This window comes from Metapseudomonas resinovorans, from assembly GCF_002003485.1.
Lineage (GTDB): Bacteria > Pseudomonadota > Gammaproteobacteria > Pseudomonadales > Pseudomonadaceae > Metapseudomonas > Metapseudomonas resinovorans_D.
On the sequence record NZ_BDMA01000028.1, the window covers coordinates 64680 to 82473 of the forward strand.

Consider the following 17794-nt stretch of genomic DNA (forward strand, 5'->3'; position numbering starts at 1 on the left):
TGATTTCGACAGTTCTTCGACACTCTTGTCGCTCTCATAGGGCTGGCCAACAATCGAAACCAAAGCTTCGATACCCGCCTGGAGCGCCCCGCTAAACACAAAAATAGAAATCACAGTTTCGTTTTCACAAAAAGAGCGGTCCTATCCCCTAAAACTGAAGCCATAGTTTCGATTTGGCTTGACTGCGCCTTACCCCCTCCTACAATCGAAACCATAGCTTCGAAATGGATATCCCAAATGGACCAGCACTCGTACGTCCCCGTTCGCACACCGGAAGATCTCGGAAAGGTCGTTCGCGAGGCACGGAAAAAGCAGCACATTCGCCAGGAGGACATGGCAATGCTGCTTGGTAAAAGCCACGTGCATTTGCGTGATATCGAAAAGGGCAAGCCAACAGTCTCCCTGGGGAGCGTTCTGCAACTGCTCGATGAGTTGGGCATTCGGGTCTATCTGGACGTGCCGAAGCCATGAGGCAGTTGGAAGTCACCATAAACAACGAGCATGTCGGCAGCCTGATCGACCAGAACGGTGTATGGGCGCTCGAGTATTCATCTGACTGGCTGAATAACCCCCGATCATTCGACCTCTCACCCACCCTTCCCCGCTCTGCAGGGCGGGTCGTGGATGGCTCTACGGAACGCCCTGTTCAGTGGTTCTTCGACAACCTGCTGCCAGAAGAGCAGGCCCGTCAGTTGCTGGCCAGCGACGCGAAAATCGAGTTTGCGGATGCCTTTGGACTCCTGGGCTACTACGGTGCTGAATCGGCGGGAGCCATCACGCTTCTGCCAGGATTCGAACCAATACCCGATGGCGGACTCCAGCCGCTCCCTGACGACGTGCTCAGCCAGCGAATCAGGAACCTCCCCCGGGTATCGCTGACCACTGGAGCACCCAAGCGAATGTCGCTGGCAGGCGCCCAACACAAGTTGCCTGTCGTGGTCCTGGACGGCGTGTTGTACGAGCCAATCGGCAGCCGACCCTCAACTCACATCCTCAAGCCGAACCACCCTGAAACAGATCAGTACGACAATAGCGTGGCCAATGAATGGTTCGTTATGTCTGTCGCCCAAATGGCCAGGCTAAACGCTGCCCCCGTCGCTATTCACCGCGTCCCGGAGCCGGTTTATCTGATTGAGCGTTTTGACAGGCAAGTAATCGATGGCCAACTGAAACGCCTGCATGTCCTCGACGGTTGCCAGTTACTGGGACTGGATCGCCAGTTCAAATACCAACAGGCCTCAATGACGACGCTTCGGCACATCGTCAGCCTCTGTCGTCGGAAAGCCGAGGCACGAATCCAACTATTCAATTGGCTGGTTTTCAACATCCTGGTCGGCAACAACGACGCCCACCTGAAGAACCTCTCTTTTTACGTCACATCGGACGGCGTTGACCTTACGCCCCACTACGACCTGCTCTGCACAGCGATATATACCGCAAGCAAGGAATCGGCCCCCTGGCTGGACGCTGAGCTGGTATGGAAGGTGGAAGGCATGCGAACACACGCCGAAGTGACCAGGGAGCATGTGCTCTTCATGGGCAGCTACCTCGGACTATCGAACAGGATTGCCGCCAAGCTGATGGATGAGCTTGTGAAGGCAACCCTGGGGGCTGCCGATCATCTGCTGCAAGCTCTGCCAGAGCGCTTCCTTGCCGGTGAGAGATACCTGCTGCGTCGAATTGTGCATGGCGTCATGCGAGACATGGCTGCAAAGCTGCGTACGCCCTGACTCACGGGGAACGCCAAGGCATGAAGACCAAGCCCGTTATCCCCCGGGCTCTGGCCTACCTGAGTGAAGCGACTGAGCAAGCCGTACTGGGGTTTTCGACACTCTGGGGCGAGCCAGAAAGCAAAAACCCCTGAAACTCTAGGAATTTCAGGGGTTTAGGCTATTGAATATGGCGGGAAGATAGGGATTTGAACCCTAGGTGCCATTGCTGACACAACGGATTTCGAATCCGTCCCGTTCGGCCACTCCGGCATCTTCCCGAACGGCGCGCATGATACCAGCTCATCGGCCATTGGCGAAGCCCGTAGGGGAGATTTTTTCGCGTGGTTTCAGATGGTTGCGGTGTGAGAGGGATCGCTACGCCATCTTTGGCGAACGAATTCGCCCCTGCAGCGAGGGGCGAATTCCGGGAGGAGCGATCAGGAAGTGAGCTTGGTCAGGGCTTCGCGGTACTTGTCGGCGGTTTTCTGGGCGACATCCGCAGGTACGGCCGGGGCCGGCGGTTCCTTGTTCCAGCCGGTGGATTCCAGCCAGTCGCGCACGAACTGTTTGTCAAAGCTCGGCGGGTTCTTGCCTTCGACGTAGCTTTCCACCGGCCAGAAGCGGCTGGAGTCGGGGGTCAGCACTTCGTCCATCAGGGTCAGGGTGCCATCTTCGTCGATGCCGAACTCGAACTTGGTGTCGGCGATGATGATGCCGCGGGTGGCGGCGTACTCGACGGCGGTGCTGTACAGGGCGATGGCAGTGTCGCGGACCTTGGCGGCCAGTTCCTTGCCGATGATGGCTTCGCACTGTTCGAAGGAGATGTTCTCGTCGTGGTCGCCGACAGCGGCCTTGGTCGAGGGGGTGAAGATGGGTTGCGGCAGCTTGGAGGCTTCCTTCAGGCCGGCCGGCAGCTGGATGCCGCAGACGGTGCCGGTCTTCTGGTATTCCTTCCAGCCCGAGCCGACGATGTAGCCACGCACGATGGCTTCCACAGCGACGGGTTTGAGGCGCTTGGCGACTACGGCACGGCCTTCCACCAGGGGCAGTTCAGCGGCGGGAACGACATCTTCCACCTTGTCGCCAGTGAAGTGGTTGGGGACGACGTCGGACAGCTTGTCGAACCAGAAGTTGGAGATGGCGGTCAGGATCTTGCCCTTCTCCGGAATCGGCTGGTCGAGGATCACGTCGAACGCGGAAAGGCGGTCAGTAGCGACCATCAGCATGCGCTTGTCGTCGATTTCGTAAAGGTCGCGAACCTTCCCCGAGTAGATCTTCTTCAGGCTGAGGGTGGTGGGTGTGCTCATGTCGTTTTCCGCCTTTATCAAACGAAACAGGCGAAACCCGGGGGTTTCGCCTTGTTGTTTCCACGATCCGCCGCTGGGCGGCGTACCTCTTGCTCTTAGCCGAGGTTTTCCTGGATCAGGGTCAGCACGCGGCGCGCCACATCGGCGGGGGCCACGGTGTTGATGTCCTTCTCCACGGTCACCTGAACGGAATCGCCAACGCGGGTCAGGCGGACCTGGTAGCGTTCGGCACGGGCTTCGATTTCTTCTGCGCTGGAGTCGCTACCCCAGAGGCTGCTGAAGAAGCCGGGCTTCTCGTCTTTCTTCTCGGCGCCTTCGGCGAGGTTGATGTAGTACACACCCAGGCTGCGGTTGATGTCGTCGACGCGGACATCGCCGTTTTCCAGGGCGCGACCGACGCTGGACCAGGAACGGTCGAAGTCGGCGCCGAGGCTGAGCATGGGGTTGCCGTTACCGTCTTCGGACAGGGTCACGCGGCTCGGCGCATCGAAGTCGCGGGCGGCGAGCAACGACACGGATCCGCCTTGCTCGGAGCTGCGGGCCATGCTGGCAAGCATTTCGTCCAGCAGAGCGGCTTCCAGGCTCGCGTTGTCGGAACGGCTCGGCCAGCCAGTATCGGCGGTGCTGCCAGCCGGACGGCTGACAGTGGTCACGAAGATTTCGCTGGTATTGCGCTGCACGCCCGGCTCGATACGTACGCGAGCGCGGACTTCGCTGTCCGGCTCGACGCCGCTCACGCGGCTACCCAGGCGACGGGCCAGGGAACCGGAAAGCTGGTCGAGACGCTGCCAGTCGGTGCTGAACTCGCCGGTCTGCGGACGCTCGTCGGCAATGCGGAAACCACCGTTCTCGAAGAACTGGCGGGCCACAGGCCAGACTTCAGCCGGGACACGCTGGGCAACCACCCAACGGGAGTCGCCGCTCTTCTGCAGGCTGTAGTCGCTGACTTCACCCTTGCCCTGCAGGGCCTGCGGACGGGGGACTTCGTATTCACCTTCAGCGCGGGTGTCGGCAACGTTCATCGGTACCGGCAGCAGCGGGTCGAGAGGCTTGGCATCAACGTCCGGCGGGAGCTGCATGGGAGCCGTCTGGCGAGATTCCAGGTAATCGCTGCCGCGATCACGGAAATAGCCATCTTTGCCCCAGAGCCAGCCGCAACCGCTGGTGCTGGAAATGATCAGGGCGAGAGCGGAGAGTCCGGCCAGTCGCTTCATGCGGAATGTTTCCTTGGATTAGGCAAGTACGCCGGACTGGCGCATGGCTTGGCGCAGAGGCTCGTGGCAACGCGGGCTGAGCCAGGTCAACGGCAGACGAATGCCGTCGGGCATCAGACCCATTTCGTGCAGGGCGAATTTCACCGGAATCGGGTTGGACTCGATGAACAGTGCCTTGTGCAGCGGCATCAGCTTGTCGTTGATGGCGCGAGCGACTTCGGCATCGCCACGCATGGCGGCAGCGCAGAGGTCGGCCATGGCGCGCGGGGCAACGTTGGCGGTAACCGAGATATTGCCCTTGCCGCCCATCAGCATCAGTTCGACGGCAGTGGCGTCGTCACCGGAGTAGACGAGGAAATCTTTGCTGACGCGGTTCAGTACTTCCTGGCCGCGCTGCAGGTCGCCAGTGGCTTCCTTGATGCCGATGATGTTGCTGATCTTCGACAGGCGCTCAACGGTTTCCGGGAGCATGTCGCAGACGGTGCGGCCCGGTACGTTGTAGAGGATCTGCGGGATGGCGACGGCTTCGGCGATGTGGCGGAAGTGCTGGTACAGGCCTTCCTGGGTCGGCTTGTTGTAGTACGGGGTTACCAGCAGGCAGGCATCGGCACCGACTTTCTTGGCGGCGGCGGTGAGTTCGACCGACTCACGGGTGGAGTTGCCACCGGTGCCGGCGATGACTGGGATGCGGCCATTGACCTGATCCACGACGCGACGGATCACTTCGACGTGCTCGTTGACGTCAAGCGTGGCGGACTCGCCCGTGGTGCCGACGGCGACTATGGCGTTGGTGCCCTCTTGAAGATGGAAGTCGACGAGTTTGGAGAGGCTGTCCCAGTCCAATTGACCCTGCGCATCCATGGGCGTAACCAGTGCCACCATACTGCCCGCAATCATGCAACCGCTCCTGCCGGAAAAAGAGAGCCGTAATGGTACTGTCGGCTCTGGCCTTGCACAAGGTGAACGCAAGCGCCGTCAGGCGGTTACAGCATTTCCCTCGGCGACGCTTTTCGCTAACCTTCCCCGTTTGAACAGTGTGGCTCCGGCCGCCCTCCCCTCGCTCTAGGAATGCTGCATGTCCACCACCCCGCCCCGCGAACAATTCCTTTTGATCAGTGCCCTGGGCCGCAACCCGATGGAGCTGACCAACGTGCTGTGCCGCGCCAGCCAGGAAAACCGTTGCGCCGTGGTCAGCAGCCGCTTGACCCGCCACGGCGAATTCAGCGCCCTGGTGCTGCAGGTTTCCGGTAGCTGGGACGGCCTGGCGCGCCTGGAAGCGGGAATGGCCGCACTGTCCAAGCGGCATGGGTTCACCGCCAACGTGACCCGCAGCAGCGCCATGGAAACACGCCCGCAGGCGCTGCCCTATGTGGCCTATATCAGCGCCGCCTATCGCCCGGACATTCTCAATGAGCTGTGCCAGTTCTTCATCGACCACCGCGTCGAGTTGGAAAACCTGACCTGCGACACCTATCAGGCGCCTCAGACCGGCGGCACCATGCTCAACGCCACGATCACCGTCACCCTGCCCGCCGGCACCCAGATCAGTTGGCTGCGCGACCAGTTCCTGGACTTTGCCGACGCCCTGAACCTCGACGCCCTGATCGAACCCTGGCGCCCGCAACACCCCTGAGGAGCAAGCAGACATGGCCGTTTCCCTGAATCAATCCGTCGCCGATTTCACCGCCCAGGCCACGAATGGCCTGGAGGTCAGCCTGTCCGCGCTCAAGGGCAAGCAGGTAGTGCTCTATTTCTATCCGAAGGACAGCACCCCCGGCTGCACCACCGAAGGCCAGGGTTTTCGTGACCAGCATGCCGCCTTCCTGGCTGCGAACACCGCCATCTTCGGTGTCTCCCGCGACGGCATGAAGTCCCACGAGAACTTCAAGTGCAAACAGGAATTCCCCTTCGAGCTGATCTCCGACAAGGATGAATCGCTCTGCCAGCTTTTCGACGTGATCAAGCTGAAGAAGCTCTACGGCAAGGAATACATGGGCGTTGACCGCAGCACCTTTCTCATCGACAAGGACGGGGTGCTGCGCCAGGAATGGCGAGGCGTGAAGGTACCCGGCCACGTCGACGCCGTGCTCGCCGCCGCCCAGGCACTGAACAAGGGTTGATCCCGCCCCAATGAAAAAGGCCGCAATCGCGGCCTTTTTTCATTTATCCGATCAAGGAATGCGTTGTCCGGGCGCATCCACCCGGCTCAGCCTCACTGCACCACTGCATTTCCAGGGCCGGCTCGAGGCCAGGCATCCAGTACGGCTTTGAACAGGGTTGCCAGGGGAATGGCGAAGAACACTCCCCAGAAGCCCCAGAGCCCACCGAACAGGAGCACGGCGCAAATGATCGCTACCGGATGCAGGTTCACCGCTTCGGAGAACAGCAGCGGCACGAGGACGTTGCCGTCCAGGGTCTGGATCACGGTGTAGACCACCATCAGGTAGATGAACTGGTCGCTCCAGCCCCACTGGAACAGCGCGATCAAGGCGACCGGCACGGTCACCACCACAGCACCGATGTAAGGCACGACCACCGAGAGCCCTACCAGCAGGGCCAGCAGCGCCGCGTAATTCAGGCCGAGCCAGACGAACGCCACGTAGGTCACCGCACCACAGATGACGATTTCAATCACCTTGCCGCGAATGTAGTTGGCGATCTGGATGTTCACTTCGTCCCAGACCTGGGTCATCAAGCCGCGTTCGCTGGGCAGGTAGCCGCTGAACCAGCGCCCGATCAGCACCCGATCCTTCAGGAAGAAGAACACCAGGATCGGCACCAGGACCAGGTAGATCATGATGTTGACCAGCAAAGGCAGGCTGGACAGGGAGAAGGTCAGCGCCCACTGGCCGAACTTGGCGACTTCGCTGCGGGTCACCTCGATGGCCTTGAGCACCTGCTCATCGGTCACCAGATGGGGATAGCGCTCGGGCAGGAGCAGCAGCAACGACTGCCATTCGCCAAGCATCCCTGGCAGCTCCTGGAATAGCTTGCTCAGTTGCTGCCAGAGCAACGGCACCAGGACACCGATAATCAGGGCCAGTGCACCGATGAACAGGGCGAATACGATCCACACTGCCAGGGACTGTGGCAGTCGCAGGCGCTCCAGCAGGTTGACCAGGCCCTGCATGAGGAAAGCCAGGACCATTCCCGCCAGCACGGGCGCCAGCATATTGCCGAGGGTAAGAACGACGGTGAAGCCGAGAACGAGGACCACAGCCAGCACAACGGCTTCTTCGTCAGAGAAGTAGCGCTGGACCCAGTCGCGAAGCACCTTGAGCATCAGAATTCCTTGAATGGCCCGCCAAGGCGGGCCCGGGTCAGGCCTTGCGCAACCAGTAGCGGAAGACGCCGTCTTCGACCTCTTCGCGCAGCAACTGGTGCCCGGCCAACTGCGCGAAAGCACGGAAGTCACGCTGGGACCCGGCGTCGGTAGCGATCACCTTGAGCACTGCGCCACTGTTCAGGCGATTGAGCTCGAGCTTGGCCTTGAGCAGGGGCAACGGGCAGTTCAGTCCGCTGGCATCCAGCTCGACGTCGAAATCGTCGGTTCGACTGGAAGTGTCAGTCATGGGAAGTCTCCGGGAAGGCGCCTGGCGGGTCGTTCAGGAAGGTCGCGGGGCGGAAATACTTGAGCGGGCGGTTAGGATACCGAAGGCAGAGCTTCGCTGGCCAGCCAGCAGCGCTGGAGGCTACAGTTAGGCCTTTGCCGCCAACGAGCCCAGTGCATGAATCTTCTGCGCCCCACTCTGCTGACGCTTGCCTGTTTTCTCGCTCCACCCCTCATCGCCGATGATCTGCCATCGCTGGGGGATTCCAGTTCTTCCATCGTATCCCCGGAACAGGAACATCAGCTTGGCCGCGCCTGGCTGAGCCTGCTGCGCGGCCAGGTGCCGCAACTCAATGACCCGCAACTGAAGGACTACGTGGAGTCCAGCGTCTATCGACTGGCCGAAACCAGCCAATTGCAGGACCGCCGCCTGGAGTTCGTTCTGCTCAACAGCCCGCAATTGAACGCCTTCGCGGCTCCGGGCGGGATCATCGGCGTCAACGGCGGCCTCTTCATCTATGCGCCTACCGAAGCCGAGTACGCCTCGGTACTGGCCCACGAATTGGCGCACTTGTCGCAACGCCACTTCGCCCGTGGCGTAGAAGCCCAACAGCGTATGCAGATTCCAGTGATGGCCGCGATGCTTGCAGGTATCGTCGCCGCCGCCGCCGGCGCCGGCGATGCCGGCATGGCGGCGATCATGGGTACCCAGGCCGCCGCCATCCAGGAACAACGCCGCTTCTCCCGGCAGAACGAACAGGAGGCCGACCGCATCGGCCTGCTCAATCTGGAAAAGGCCGGCTACGACCCTCGCGCGATGCCGCGCATGTTCGAGCGCCTGATGCGCCAGTACCGCTATGACGCCAAGCCGCCGGAATTCCTCCTGACCCACCCGGTGACCGAAAACCGTATCGCCGATACCCGCAACCGCGCCGAACAGCTGCCGCCAGGCGGCGTTGAGAACAGCCTGCGCTACCAGCTGATGCGCGCCCGCGTGCAGCTCATGTTCGAGGAGACCCCCGGTATCGCCGCCAAGCGCTTCCGCGCCCAGCTCGAGGAAGACCCGAAGCTGGACGCCGCCCGCTATGGCCTGGCGATCGCCCAGATCAAGGGCGGCCAACTCAACCAAGCGCGTGACAACCTGGCACCGCTCCTGGCCAAGGCGCCCAACGAGATCGTCTACAACCTGGCGCAGGTGGACCTCGACATCACCGCCAATCGCCTGCCCGATGCCCAGCAACGCGTTGACCGCCTGCTCGCCCAGTACCCCAACAACTACCCGCTGAAACAGATGCGCAGCGACCTGCTGATCAAGCAGAACAAGGCGAAGGACGCGGAGAAGGTACTCGACGGGCTGCTGAAGAGCCGACCGCACGATCCGGATGTGTGGTACCAGGTGGCGGAGGTACGCGGACTGGCTGGGAACACTATCGGCTTGCACCAGGCCCGTGCCGAGTACTTCGCTCTGGTGGGCGACTACGACCAGGCCATCGAGCAGTTGGACTTCGCCAAACGTCGTGCCGGCAGCAACTTCCCCCTCGCTGCGCGCATCGATGCCCGCCAGCAGGAAATGGCCGACCAGCAGAGGATGCTCAAACAGATGATGCGTTGATCGAGGCTGCTCCCTCGATTGGCCCAGACACAAAAAAGCCCGGACAAGTCCGGGCTTTTTCATGGGGCGGAATCAGGCGTTACCGGCCTGTTTCATGCGTGCAGCCTGGGTGAAGTCCAGCATGCGCTTGAGCGGTTTGATCGCCTTCGGGATCAGCGCCGGATCGACGAAGATTTCGTTCGTACCTTCGCGCAGGCATTGCAGGGTGCGTTCCAGGGTGTTCATGGCCATCCACGGGCAGTGGGCGCAACTGCGACAGGCCGCACCATTGCCAGCGGTCGGGGCCTCGATGAACTGTTTGTCCGGGCACAGCTGCTGCATCTTGTAGAAGATGCCGCGATCAGTAGCGACGATGAACATCTTGTTCGGCAGCGTCTGCGCCGCCTTGATCAGTTGGCTGGTGGATCCGACCGCGTCGGCCAGCTCGATCACAGCCTCAGGAGATTCCGGGTGCACCAGCACCGCAGCATCGGGGTACAGGGCCTTCATATCCTGCAATTGCTTGGCCTTGAACTCTTCGTGAACGATGCAGGCACCGTCCCAGAGCAGCATGTCGGCCCCGGTTTCACGCTGGATATATCGGCCCAGATGCTGGTCCGGCGCCCAGATGATGGTTTCGCCGTTGTCCATCAGGCTCTCGACGATCTCCAGTGCGCAACTGGAAGTCACCACCCAGTCGGCACGGGCCTTCACGGCTGCGGAGGTGTTCGCGTAGACAACCACGGTGCGTTCCGGATGCTGATCGCAGAACGCCGAGAACTCATCGACGGGGCAGCCCAGGTCCAGGGAGCAGGTCGCTTCCAGGGTGGGCATCAGAACGCGTTTTTCCGGATTGAGGATCTTCGCGGTCTCACCCATGAAGCGCACACCGGCAACAACCACGGTCTTTGCCGGATGCTGGTTGCCGAAGCGGGCCATCTCGAGGGAGTCGGAGACGCAGCCACCGGTTTCCTCTGCCAGCGCCTGGATGACCGGGTCGCAGTAATAGTGAGCCACCAGCACCGCGTCACGGGCCTTCAGCTCAGCAGCAATGGCGGCACGGTAGTGCGCCTCCTCCTCAGCCGTCAGCGGTTTGGGCTGCTTGGCGGCGAGGTGGGCCTGGACCAGAAAGCGTTCGGAAAGCTGTGTCATGGGAGCTGGACCTGCGAGCGCGACGGCGCGAAGACGATTATACATCCGCCTCTGTAGCCAAAGGGCCACGGGGGGCGGCGGATGATAACGCAGATTTGGCGGCGCTGGGACACGGGTGGCAAGCGCCATCCATCAGGTACGCCCGAGGAATTTCCCGAGCGACTCAAAGCCCGGAAACGAAAAAGCCCGCCTTGAAAGGCGGGCTTTTGAAGATGGTGGGTCGTGTAGGATTCGAACCTACGACCAATTGGTTAAAAGCCAACTGCTCTACCGACTGAGCTAACGACCCAACGCGAGGCGCATGATACTGATTTTATTCAGGAATTCAACACCTCTCGTGAAAAAATTTACTGATAGCGGGTCGGGTCCACTACTCCGGCTGCAGTGAAGCCCGCCGCACGCAATCGGCAGCTGTCGCACTTGCCGCAAGCGCGGCCGTCATCGTCAGCCTGATAGCAAGACACGGTAAGCCCGTAGTCGACGCCATGACGCAGGCCAGCCTGGACGATCTCTGCCTTGCTCAGGTTCTGCAGCGGCGCCTGGATACGGAAACCATCACCCTCCACACCCGCCTTGGTGGCCAGGTTGGCCATGCGTTGGAACGCCTCGACGAACTCGGGGCGGCAATCCGGGTAGCCGGAATAGTCCACCGCATTGACGCCAATGAAGATATCCCGCGCACCCAGCACCTCGGCCCAACCCAGGGCCAGCGACAGGAACACCGTGTTTCTCGCCGGCACGTAGGTCACCGGAATGCCTTCGGTCGGGCTTTCAGGCACATCGATGGAGGTGTCGGTCAGGGCCGAGCCGCCGATGCCGTCCAGGTTGAGGCCGATCACTTTGTGCTCCACCACGCCAAGCTGGCGGGCTACCCGCTCGGCGGCGTTCAGCTCGGCGCGGTGCCGCTGGCCGTAGTCGAAACTCATGGTGTAGCAGGCATAGCCTTCGGCACGGGCCAGCGCGACGACGGTGGCCGAGTCCAGGCCGCCGGACAGCAAGATGACCGCTTTCTTCTCGCTCATGGGATACCCCTCGAAATCGGCCTGCCCCGCGCGCAAGTCACGGGGAGGCAAGGTGCGCAATCGAGCCGGATCAGTGACCCGGTTCGTCGTTCCAGAGAATTTTGTGCAACTGCAGCTGCAGGCGCACGGGCAGGTTGTCGGCGACGATCCAGTCCGCCAGGTCGCGCGCGCTGACCTCCTTGTAGCTAGGAGAGAACAGCACCTCGCCGGCCCGCTGCTCGAGGCGATACTCGATCAGCTTGGACACCGCCCAGTCATAGTCCTCGCGAGAGCAGATGACGAACTTCACCTGGTCATTGGCCGTGAGGTGGGCAATGTTTTCATAGCGGTTGCGGCCGACTTCCGCCGAGCCAGGAGTCTTGAGGTCGACGACCTTGCTCACTCGCGGATCCACAGCGGACACATCGAGCGCACCACTGGTCTCGATGGACACTTCGTAGCCAGCGTCGCACAGGCGTTGCAGCAGCGGGATGCAGTTCGGCTGGGCCAGCGGCTCACCGCCGGTGACGCAGATATAGCGCGGCTTATAGGCGGCGACGCGCTCAAGAATAGCGTCGAGCGTCATGAGCTCACCGCCACTGAAGGCGTAGGCGGTGTCGCAATACTGACAACGCAGGGGGCAGCCGGTCAGGCGCACGAAGACCGTCGGTAGGCCGGCGGTACGTGTTTCCCCCTGCAGCGAGTAGAAAATCTCGGTAATTCGCAGGGTTTGATGCATATCAGCCACGGGCGTGACGGCGAAACAGGCCATCCGCCTCCGTTGCGGGAATGAAGGTTGGGGGCGGCGATTCTAACGAAAAAACCCGCGACTGGCGCGGGTTTTCGTGATCCGGAGGTCGGGCGTCAGGGCAGGCGCTGGAGGTCGCGCTGGGCCAACTGGGCGGCCGAGCTGCCTGGGAACTGGCTGATGACTTGCTGGAGAATGCTCTTGGCCTTGTCGGCATTGCCGAGGCGCTGCTCGACGTCCGCCAGCTTGTACATGGAGTCCGGCACTTTCGGGTGCTGCGGGTAGGCCTGGCCAACCCGGGCGAAAGCCTGGCTGGCGCCTTGCAGGTCACCCTTGGCGAGGTTCACCTCGCCCAGCCAGTATTGCGCGTTGCCGGCGTACTGGCTGTTCGGATACTTGCGCAGGAAAGCGGTGAAGGCCTGGCTGGCCTTGTCGAAATCCTTTGCCTTGATCAGGTCGAAGGCAGCGTCGTAGTAGAGCTTTTCCTTCGCGGGGTCGCCCGGTTCGCTGCTGGCAGCTGGTTGCTGCGCGGGAGCGGCCGCGGCGCCGTTGGTCGCAGGTGCGCCAGCGGCAGGGGAAGTCGGGGATACCGGTGCGCCGGCTGCGGCACCACCGGAAAGTCGGCGATCCAGATCCTGGTATCGCTCCAGGCTTTCCTGTTTCAGGCGCTGGATTTCGTACTGCTGCTCTTCAAGCATGCCACGCAGGCGAGTGATCTCTTCCTGCATCTGCTGCAACTGCATGAACAGCTCGCCCTGCGCGGAGACAGGGGCTGCGGGAGCCCCCGTTCCCGCGTAGGCGGCACCAGTCGTGCCGTAACCGGCCGGAGGGTAACTGCCGCCGTAACCGGCGTCGTTATCCACAACGGGAACCTCAGCCAGCGCAGCAAACGGCAGGCTGGAGAGGGCCAGAATGGTCAGAGCACGACTGGACTTGCGCATCGCGAATTACTTACGCAGTTCTACGCGACGGTTTTGCGCCCAGGACTGCTCGTCGTTGCCAGTGGCAACCGGACGCTCTTCGCCGTAGGAAACCAGTTCAGCCTGAGCCGGGGAAACGCCCTGCAGAACCAGGTAACGCTGAACGGCCTTGGCACGACGCTCGCCCAGAGCCATGTTGTACTCGCGGGTACCGCGCTCGTCGGTGTGGCCTTCCAGGACAACGCGGTTGCCGTTGGCCTTCAGGTCCTTGGCGTGTACGTCCAGAGCGCGCATGGCTTCCGGCTTCAGGTCGGAGCTGTCGTACTCGAAGTAGAAGGTGGTGATAGCGCGCAGAGCGGCTTCTTCGCTCATGCTGCCGTCTACACCGCTGCCACCGGCGTTGTAGCCAGCGTTCGGGTCAACAGCGCCTTCACCGGTGCCTTCGCCGCCTTTGGACGAGCAACCAACAGCTACGGCCATGGCCAGAGCGAGAGCGGCAAACTTGCCGAATTTCAGCATTTCCATCATGTAACTCCTAATGAACCCCAGGTGTGTTTAGCAAAGGTATTTTTTAAAGACCGCTTCAGTTCAGGTACGGCGACCAGGAAGGTTCGCGAATGTCGCCCTGAACTGTGGGAATCGGGACTCGTACGCGCCCGTTTGTAGACACGAGCATCAGCACGCCGCCCCCCTGCTGGCGAGTTGCGTAGATTAGCATGGTGCCATTAGGCGCAACAGTGGGCGAGTCGTCCAGGGAGGTGCCGGAAAGGATGCGCGGAGCACTGCCCGAGCGGGTCAGATCCTGTGCAGCCACCTTGAAGTTGGTGAAGCCATCCTGACGATGGATCATCACCAGCATCTTCTCGTCAGCCGAGAGCTTCGGGTTGGCGTTGTAGTTGCCCACGAAGGTCACGCGCTGCGGCTCGCCGCCGTTGATGTTGGCCTTGTAGATCTGCGGCTTGCCGGCACGATCCGAGGTGAAATAGATGGTCTGGCCATCAGCGCCCCAGAACGGCTCGGTGTCGATGGACATGTTGTTGGTCACGCGACGCATCTGGCGGCTGCCCAGGTCCATCACGTAGATCTCCGGGTTGCCGTCGCGGGACAGCACGAATGCCAGGCGATTGCCTTCTGGCGACCAAGCCGGCGCACCGTTCAGGCCTTCGAAGTTGGTGATCTGCTCGCGGCGGCCGGTATCGATGTGCTGGATGAAGATACGTGGACGACGTTGCTCGAAGGACACGTAGGCGATGCGGCGACCATCCGGTGCATAGCGCGGCGACAGGATGGGCTCGCGGGACTGCAGCAGGGTTACCGCGCGCTGACCGTCGTAGTCGGAGCGCTGCAGGGTGTAGCGGGTGTTGTTCACCGAGAAACGTTCGGCGGTCACGTAGAGCATACGGGTGGAGAACGCACCCTTGACACCAGTGAGCTTCTCGAACGACTGGTCGGCGATGTAGTGCGCCATGTCACGCAGCTGATCGGTCGAGCCGCTGACGTTGCCGGCCATTACCTGTTGTTCGGTCGTGACGTTGAACAGCGCGAACTGCACTTGCAGACGGCCACCAGACGGAACGACGCTGCCGACCAGCACGTACTGGGCGCCCAGGGCTTTCCAGTCGCGGAAGATCACTTCGCTGGCCTGGGTCGGCAGGCTGATCATGTTCTGCCGCGGGATCGGCTCGAAGTAGCCGGAATTGCGCAGGTCATTGCCGACCACTTCGGAGATGTCGGTGGGCAGCACGGTGCCGCCCTGCCAGCCAAAGGGCACCACGGCGATCGGGGTCGCCCGATCGGTACCGCTGGTGATTACCAGCGGGTCGGCGGCCTGGACGGAGCCGACCAGCATGGCCACCCCGATCAGGACGATACGAATGAGGGTATTCACAGACCTAAATCCTCCGGTTTGAAGATGATGCGGCGCTGCCTGTACATCTGGTCAAAGGTAGCGCGATCCAGTTGTTGCATCTCTGGGATACGCCCCACGCTGCGCACGGCACTCACGGCCGAGCTGTCGAAGGGCGCATCACCGCTGGAGCGGGTGACACTGGCGTTGGTGATGGTGCCGTCCGGCAGCATCTCGATCATTACCTCTACGCTCATGCCGTTACGTGCCGATGGCGGGCGACGCCACTGCTCGCTGACCAGCTTGATGATCAGATCGTCGAGACTGCCCGCGACCTGGTCGCCGACTTCGTCAGCCAGAGCCTGCTGGTGGCCCACATCCTCGGACAGGAGTTCGGCCAGTGCGGCGGCCTTCTTGTCCTCGGCGGCCTTGCGTTTGGCTTGCTCAGCCGCTTTCTTCTTCGCGGCATCGGCGGCAGCCTTTTTCTTGGCATCCTCGGCAGCTTTCTTCTTCGCAGCTTCAGCAGTCGCCTTCTTCTTCGCCTCTTCAGCGGCCTTTTTCTTGGCCTCCTCAGCGGCTTTCTTCTTCGTCTCTTCGGCCGCCTGCTTCTTGGCTTCCTCTTCGGCTTTCTTCTTGGCGAAATCAGCCTGTTTCTTCTCTTCGACCTTCTTCGCGTCTTCGGCTTTCTTGGCTTCGGCTGCCTGCTTGGCCTCCTCGGCCTTCTTCTCCGCCTGCTCGGCCTTTCGAGCTTCTTCGGCTTTCTTTTGTTCCGACGCCTTGGCCGCAGCCGCTACCTTCTGTTCCTCGGCCTTCTTCTGCTCCAGCTGCTCGGTCTCATACTGAGGAGCAGTGGTCTGCTTCTTCTCGCCAGCGATTTTCTGGTTGGTCTGGGTAGTGGCCTGGCTCTGGGATTTGAGCTGGTACAGGGTGGCCTGCACGATCGGACGGGACGGCGGCAGTTCCGGGGTGAAGGCGAAGCTGACGAACAACATGCCGAACATCAGGACGTGCAGAGACACAGCCCAGACGGTCGGCCAGAAGTAACTTTCCGAGGAGGAGCGTTCGCTCTGCTGCTGCATCAGGGCGCCTCGGTGATCAGCCCGACGTTGGCCACGCCGGCCTTCTGCAGGCCGCCCATCACCGCCATCACGGCGCCGTAGTCGACCGTCTTGTCACCACGGACGAAGACCTGGACCGTCTTACCCTGGCGGCTGTTCTCGGCCATGATGCCGGAGGCTGCCTGGACCAACGCATCCAGGGAGACCGAGGTCTCGCTCTTGCGGGTCTGGTCGGTCTCTACTTCTTCACCCATGTTCCAGTAGTAGGACTTGTCGGCCTTGATCGAGATGGTCAGGACGCGGGCATTGTTGTCCTGCGGCAGGGCCTCGCTGGAAACCTTCGGCAGATCAACCTTGACGCCCTGGTTGAGCATGGGCGCGGTGACCATGAAGATCACCAGCAGCACGAGCATGACGTCGATGTAAGGCACGACGTTCATCTCGGCGACCGGTTTGCGTTTTTGGCGGATTCTGGCCATGGCTTGAAACCTTTCCTCTCAGGGGCCCGGCGACTTACTCGTCGCTGGTGTGCACTTTGCGGTGCAGGATGGCCTGGAACTCGTCGGCGAAGGTGTAGTAGCGACCGATCAGGGTCTCGCCACGAGCGGAGAAGCGGTTGTAGGCGATGACCGCCGGGATCGCGGCAAACAGGCCGATCGCGGTGGCGATCAGGGCCTCGGCGATACCGGGCGCCACGGTTGCCAGGGTCGCCTGCTGCACCTGGGCCAGACCGCGGAAGGAGTTCATGATGCCCCACACGGTACCGAACAGGCCGATGTACGGACTGGTGGAACCCACGGTGGCGAGGAACGGCAGGCTCTGCTCGAGCTTCTCTTCCTCACGGGAAATGGCGACGCGCATGGCGCGGGCCACACCTTCCATCACCGCATCCGGGTCCACGCCGGCTTGCTGGCGCAGACGGGAGAATTCCTTGAAGCCGGCGCGGAAAATCTGCTCGACGCCGCAGTCCGGATCAGGATTGCTGCCAGCCTGGCGGTACAGCTTGGACAGGTCGATACCCGACCAGAAACGCTCTTCGAAGGTTTCCAGCGACTTCTTGGCGGCGCGCAGCATGTTGCTGCGCTGGAAAATCATGATCCAGGAGGTGACCGATGCGGCCACCAGGATCAGCATGACCAGCTGCACCACGATACTGGCGTTGCTGATCAGGCTCCACATGGAGGTATGGTCGACGACGTTGGCTTCCACGCTTAATCTCCTGCTGGGAATAGACCCGGGTCGGCGGCGAAGGCTTCACGTAGCGCTTCGGGGATCGCCCGGGGTTTCAAACTGTCGGCACGTATACAGGCAATCAGGAACTGCCCTTCGCATAGCAATGCGTTATCGGTGGCTCGCCTGACCTGTTGACGAAAACGCAGGCTGGCACGGTTCAACTCCATGACCTCGGCACTGACGTCCAGTACGTCGTCCAGCTTCGCGGGCGCCAAATAGCGCGCTTCGGCCGAATGCACGACGAACAGCAGGTTCTCCCCGGCCAGCTCGGACTGGGCAAAGCCCAGACTGCGCAGACGCTCGGTTCGAGCCCGCTCCATGAACTTGAGGTAATTGACGTAGTAGACGATGCCGCCGGCATCGGTGTCTTCGAAATAGACACGACAACGATGCTGAAACGGCTGGGCCCCATTTTGCGCGCGCATACTCTAGTGCTTACTCCTAAGGTTGCCAATCCGGCCA

20 protein-coding genes and 2 tRNA genes are annotated in these 17794 nt (G+C 61.6%); 5 read left to right on the top strand and 17 right to left on the bottom strand.

The features are described 5' to 3' along the window. The first annotated feature begins 237 nt into the window (after positions 1 to 237). Both MnOB_RS09610 and MnOB_RS09615 read left to right on the top strand, forming a co-directional pair. Entirely contained in the window at positions 238 to 471 is a 234-nt protein-coding gene (locus MnOB_RS09610; RefSeq protein WP_077524000.1) for a helix-turn-helix domain-containing protein, read from the top strand. Beyond that, positions 468 to 1730, top strand: a complete 1263-nt coding sequence (locus tag MnOB_RS09615) for a HipA domain-containing protein (RefSeq protein WP_077524001.1) — start codon at positions 468 to 470, stop codon at positions 1728 to 1730. The genes MnOB_RS09610 and MnOB_RS09615 overlap by 4 nt, the downstream gene beginning before the upstream one ends. 170 nt (positions 1731 to 1900) lie before the next feature. Here MnOB_RS09615 and MnOB_RS09620 read toward each other — a convergent pair. From MnOB_RS09620 to dapA, 4 genes are all read right to left on the bottom strand, one after another. Then, positions 1901 to 1990 (bottom strand) — tRNA-Ser (locus MnOB_RS09620). 159 nt (positions 1991 to 2149) lie between these two features. Next, positions 2150 to 3019, bottom strand: coding sequence for a phosphoribosylaminoimidazolesuccinocarboxamide synthase (locus tag MnOB_RS09625; protein WP_077524002.1), 870 nt, complete (start codon positions 3017 to 3019; stop codon positions 2150 to 2152). Positions 3020 to 3114: 95 nt separating this feature from the next. Then, the gene (gene bamC, locus MnOB_RS09630) at positions 3115 to 4233 is read right to left on the bottom strand and encodes an outer membrane protein assembly factor BamC (RefSeq protein ID WP_077524003.1); all 1119 of its coding nucleotides are present in this window, start codon (positions 4231 to 4233) and stop codon (positions 3115 to 3117) included. Positions 4234 to 4251: 18 nt separating this feature from the next. After that, positions 4252 to 5130, bottom strand: coding sequence for a 4-hydroxy-tetrahydrodipicolinate synthase (dapA, locus tag MnOB_RS09635; RefSeq protein WP_077524004.1), 879 nt, complete (start codon positions 5128 to 5130; stop codon positions 4252 to 4254). A 178-nt stretch (positions 5131 to 5308) separates the two neighbouring features. Between dapA and MnOB_RS09640 the strand changes: the two genes are divergently transcribed. Further along, positions 5309 to 5866, top strand: coding sequence for a glycine cleavage system transcriptional repressor (locus MnOB_RS09640; protein ID WP_077524005.1), 558 nt, complete (start codon positions 5309 to 5311; stop codon positions 5864 to 5866). 13 nt (positions 5867 to 5879) lie between these two features. After that, entirely contained in the window at positions 5880 to 6353 is a 474-nt protein-coding gene (locus MnOB_RS09645; RefSeq protein WP_077524006.1) for a peroxiredoxin, read from the top strand. A gap of 92 nt (positions 6354 to 6445) precedes the next feature. Here MnOB_RS09645 and MnOB_RS09650 read toward each other — a convergent pair whose 3' ends face one another. Together MnOB_RS09650 and MnOB_RS09655 are read right to left on the bottom strand one after the other, a co-directional pair. Beyond that, on the bottom strand, positions 6446 to 7516 hold the full coding sequence (locus tag MnOB_RS09650) for an AI-2E family transporter (protein WP_077524007.1): 1071 nt from the start codon (positions 7514 to 7516) through the stop codon (positions 6446 to 6448). Between the two features lie 37 nt (positions 7517 to 7553). Beyond that, positions 7554 to 7805: a sulfurtransferase TusA family protein gene (locus MnOB_RS09655; RefSeq protein WP_077524008.1), complete on the bottom strand. Its 252-nt coding sequence runs from the start codon at positions 7803 to 7805 to the stop codon at positions 7554 to 7556. Positions 7806 to 7961: 156 nt separating this feature from the next. On the opposite strand from MnOB_RS09655, the gene MnOB_RS09660 reads away from it, so the two are divergent. Then, the gene (locus tag MnOB_RS09660) at positions 7962 to 9395 is read left to right on the top strand and encodes a M48 family metalloprotease (protein WP_077524009.1); all 1434 of its coding nucleotides are present in this window, start codon (positions 7962 to 7964) and stop codon (positions 9393 to 9395) included. Between the two features lie 72 nt (positions 9396 to 9467). Here MnOB_RS09660 and nadA read toward each other — a convergent pair whose 3' ends face one another. The 11 genes from nadA to ybgC form a co-directional block, all read right to left on the bottom strand. Beyond that, the gene (gene nadA / locus MnOB_RS09665; protein ID WP_077524010.1) at positions 9468 to 10526 is read right to left on the bottom strand and encodes a quinolinate synthase NadA; all 1059 of its coding nucleotides are present in this window, start codon (positions 10524 to 10526) and stop codon (positions 9468 to 9470) included. 213 nt (positions 10527 to 10739) lie between these two features. Beyond that, positions 10740 to 10815 (bottom strand) — tRNA-Lys (locus MnOB_RS09670). 58 nt (positions 10816 to 10873) lie between these two features. After that, a complete protein-coding gene (gene queC / locus MnOB_RS09675) occupies positions 10874 to 11548 on the bottom strand; it encodes a 7-cyano-7-deazaguanine synthase QueC (protein WP_077524011.1) in 675 nt (224 codons plus the stop codon). Positions 11549 to 11618: 70 nt separating this feature from the next. Then, on the bottom strand, positions 11619 to 12266 hold the full coding sequence (queE, locus tag MnOB_RS09680; RefSeq protein WP_077524032.1) for a 7-carboxy-7-deazaguanine synthase QueE: 648 nt from the start codon (positions 12264 to 12266) through the stop codon (positions 11619 to 11621). A 125-nt stretch (positions 12267 to 12391) separates the two neighbouring features. Further along, complete coding sequence (gene ybgF, locus MnOB_RS09685; RefSeq protein WP_077524012.1) at positions 12392 to 13216, bottom strand: tol-pal system protein YbgF; 825 nt, start codon at positions 13214 to 13216, stop codon at positions 12392 to 12394. A gap of 6 nt (positions 13217 to 13222) precedes the next feature. Then, positions 13223 to 13720: a peptidoglycan-associated lipoprotein Pal gene (pal, locus tag MnOB_RS09690; RefSeq protein ID WP_028627602.1), complete on the bottom strand. Its 498-nt coding sequence runs from the start codon at positions 13718 to 13720 to the stop codon at positions 13223 to 13225. Between the two features lie 58 nt (positions 13721 to 13778). Continuing rightward, the gene (gene tolB / locus MnOB_RS09695) at positions 13779 to 15083 is read right to left on the bottom strand and encodes a Tol-Pal system beta propeller repeat protein TolB (protein ID WP_077524013.1); all 1305 of its coding nucleotides are present in this window, start codon (positions 15081 to 15083) and stop codon (positions 13779 to 13781) included. Further along, a complete protein-coding gene (gene tolA, locus MnOB_RS09700) occupies positions 15080 to 16120 on the bottom strand; it encodes a cell envelope integrity protein TolA (RefSeq protein WP_077524014.1) in 1041 nt (346 codons plus the stop codon). Before tolA ends, tolB begins: the two co-directional genes overlap by 4 nt. After that, the gene (gene tolR / locus MnOB_RS09705; protein WP_077524015.1) at positions 16120 to 16578 is read right to left on the bottom strand and encodes a protein TolR; all 459 of its coding nucleotides are present in this window, start codon (positions 16576 to 16578) and stop codon (positions 16120 to 16122) included. Before tolR ends, tolA begins: the two co-directional genes overlap by 1 nt. A gap of 34 nt (positions 16579 to 16612) precedes the next feature. After that, on the bottom strand, positions 16613 to 17308 hold the full coding sequence (gene tolQ / locus MnOB_RS09710; protein WP_077524016.1) for a protein TolQ: 696 nt from the start codon (positions 17306 to 17308) through the stop codon (positions 16613 to 16615). 2 nt (positions 17309 to 17310) lie between these two features. Continuing rightward, a complete protein-coding gene (gene ybgC / locus MnOB_RS09715) occupies positions 17311 to 17757 on the bottom strand; it encodes a tol-pal system-associated acyl-CoA thioesterase (RefSeq protein WP_077524017.1) in 447 nt (148 codons plus the stop codon). Between the last annotated feature and the right edge of the window lie 37 nt (positions 17758 to 17794).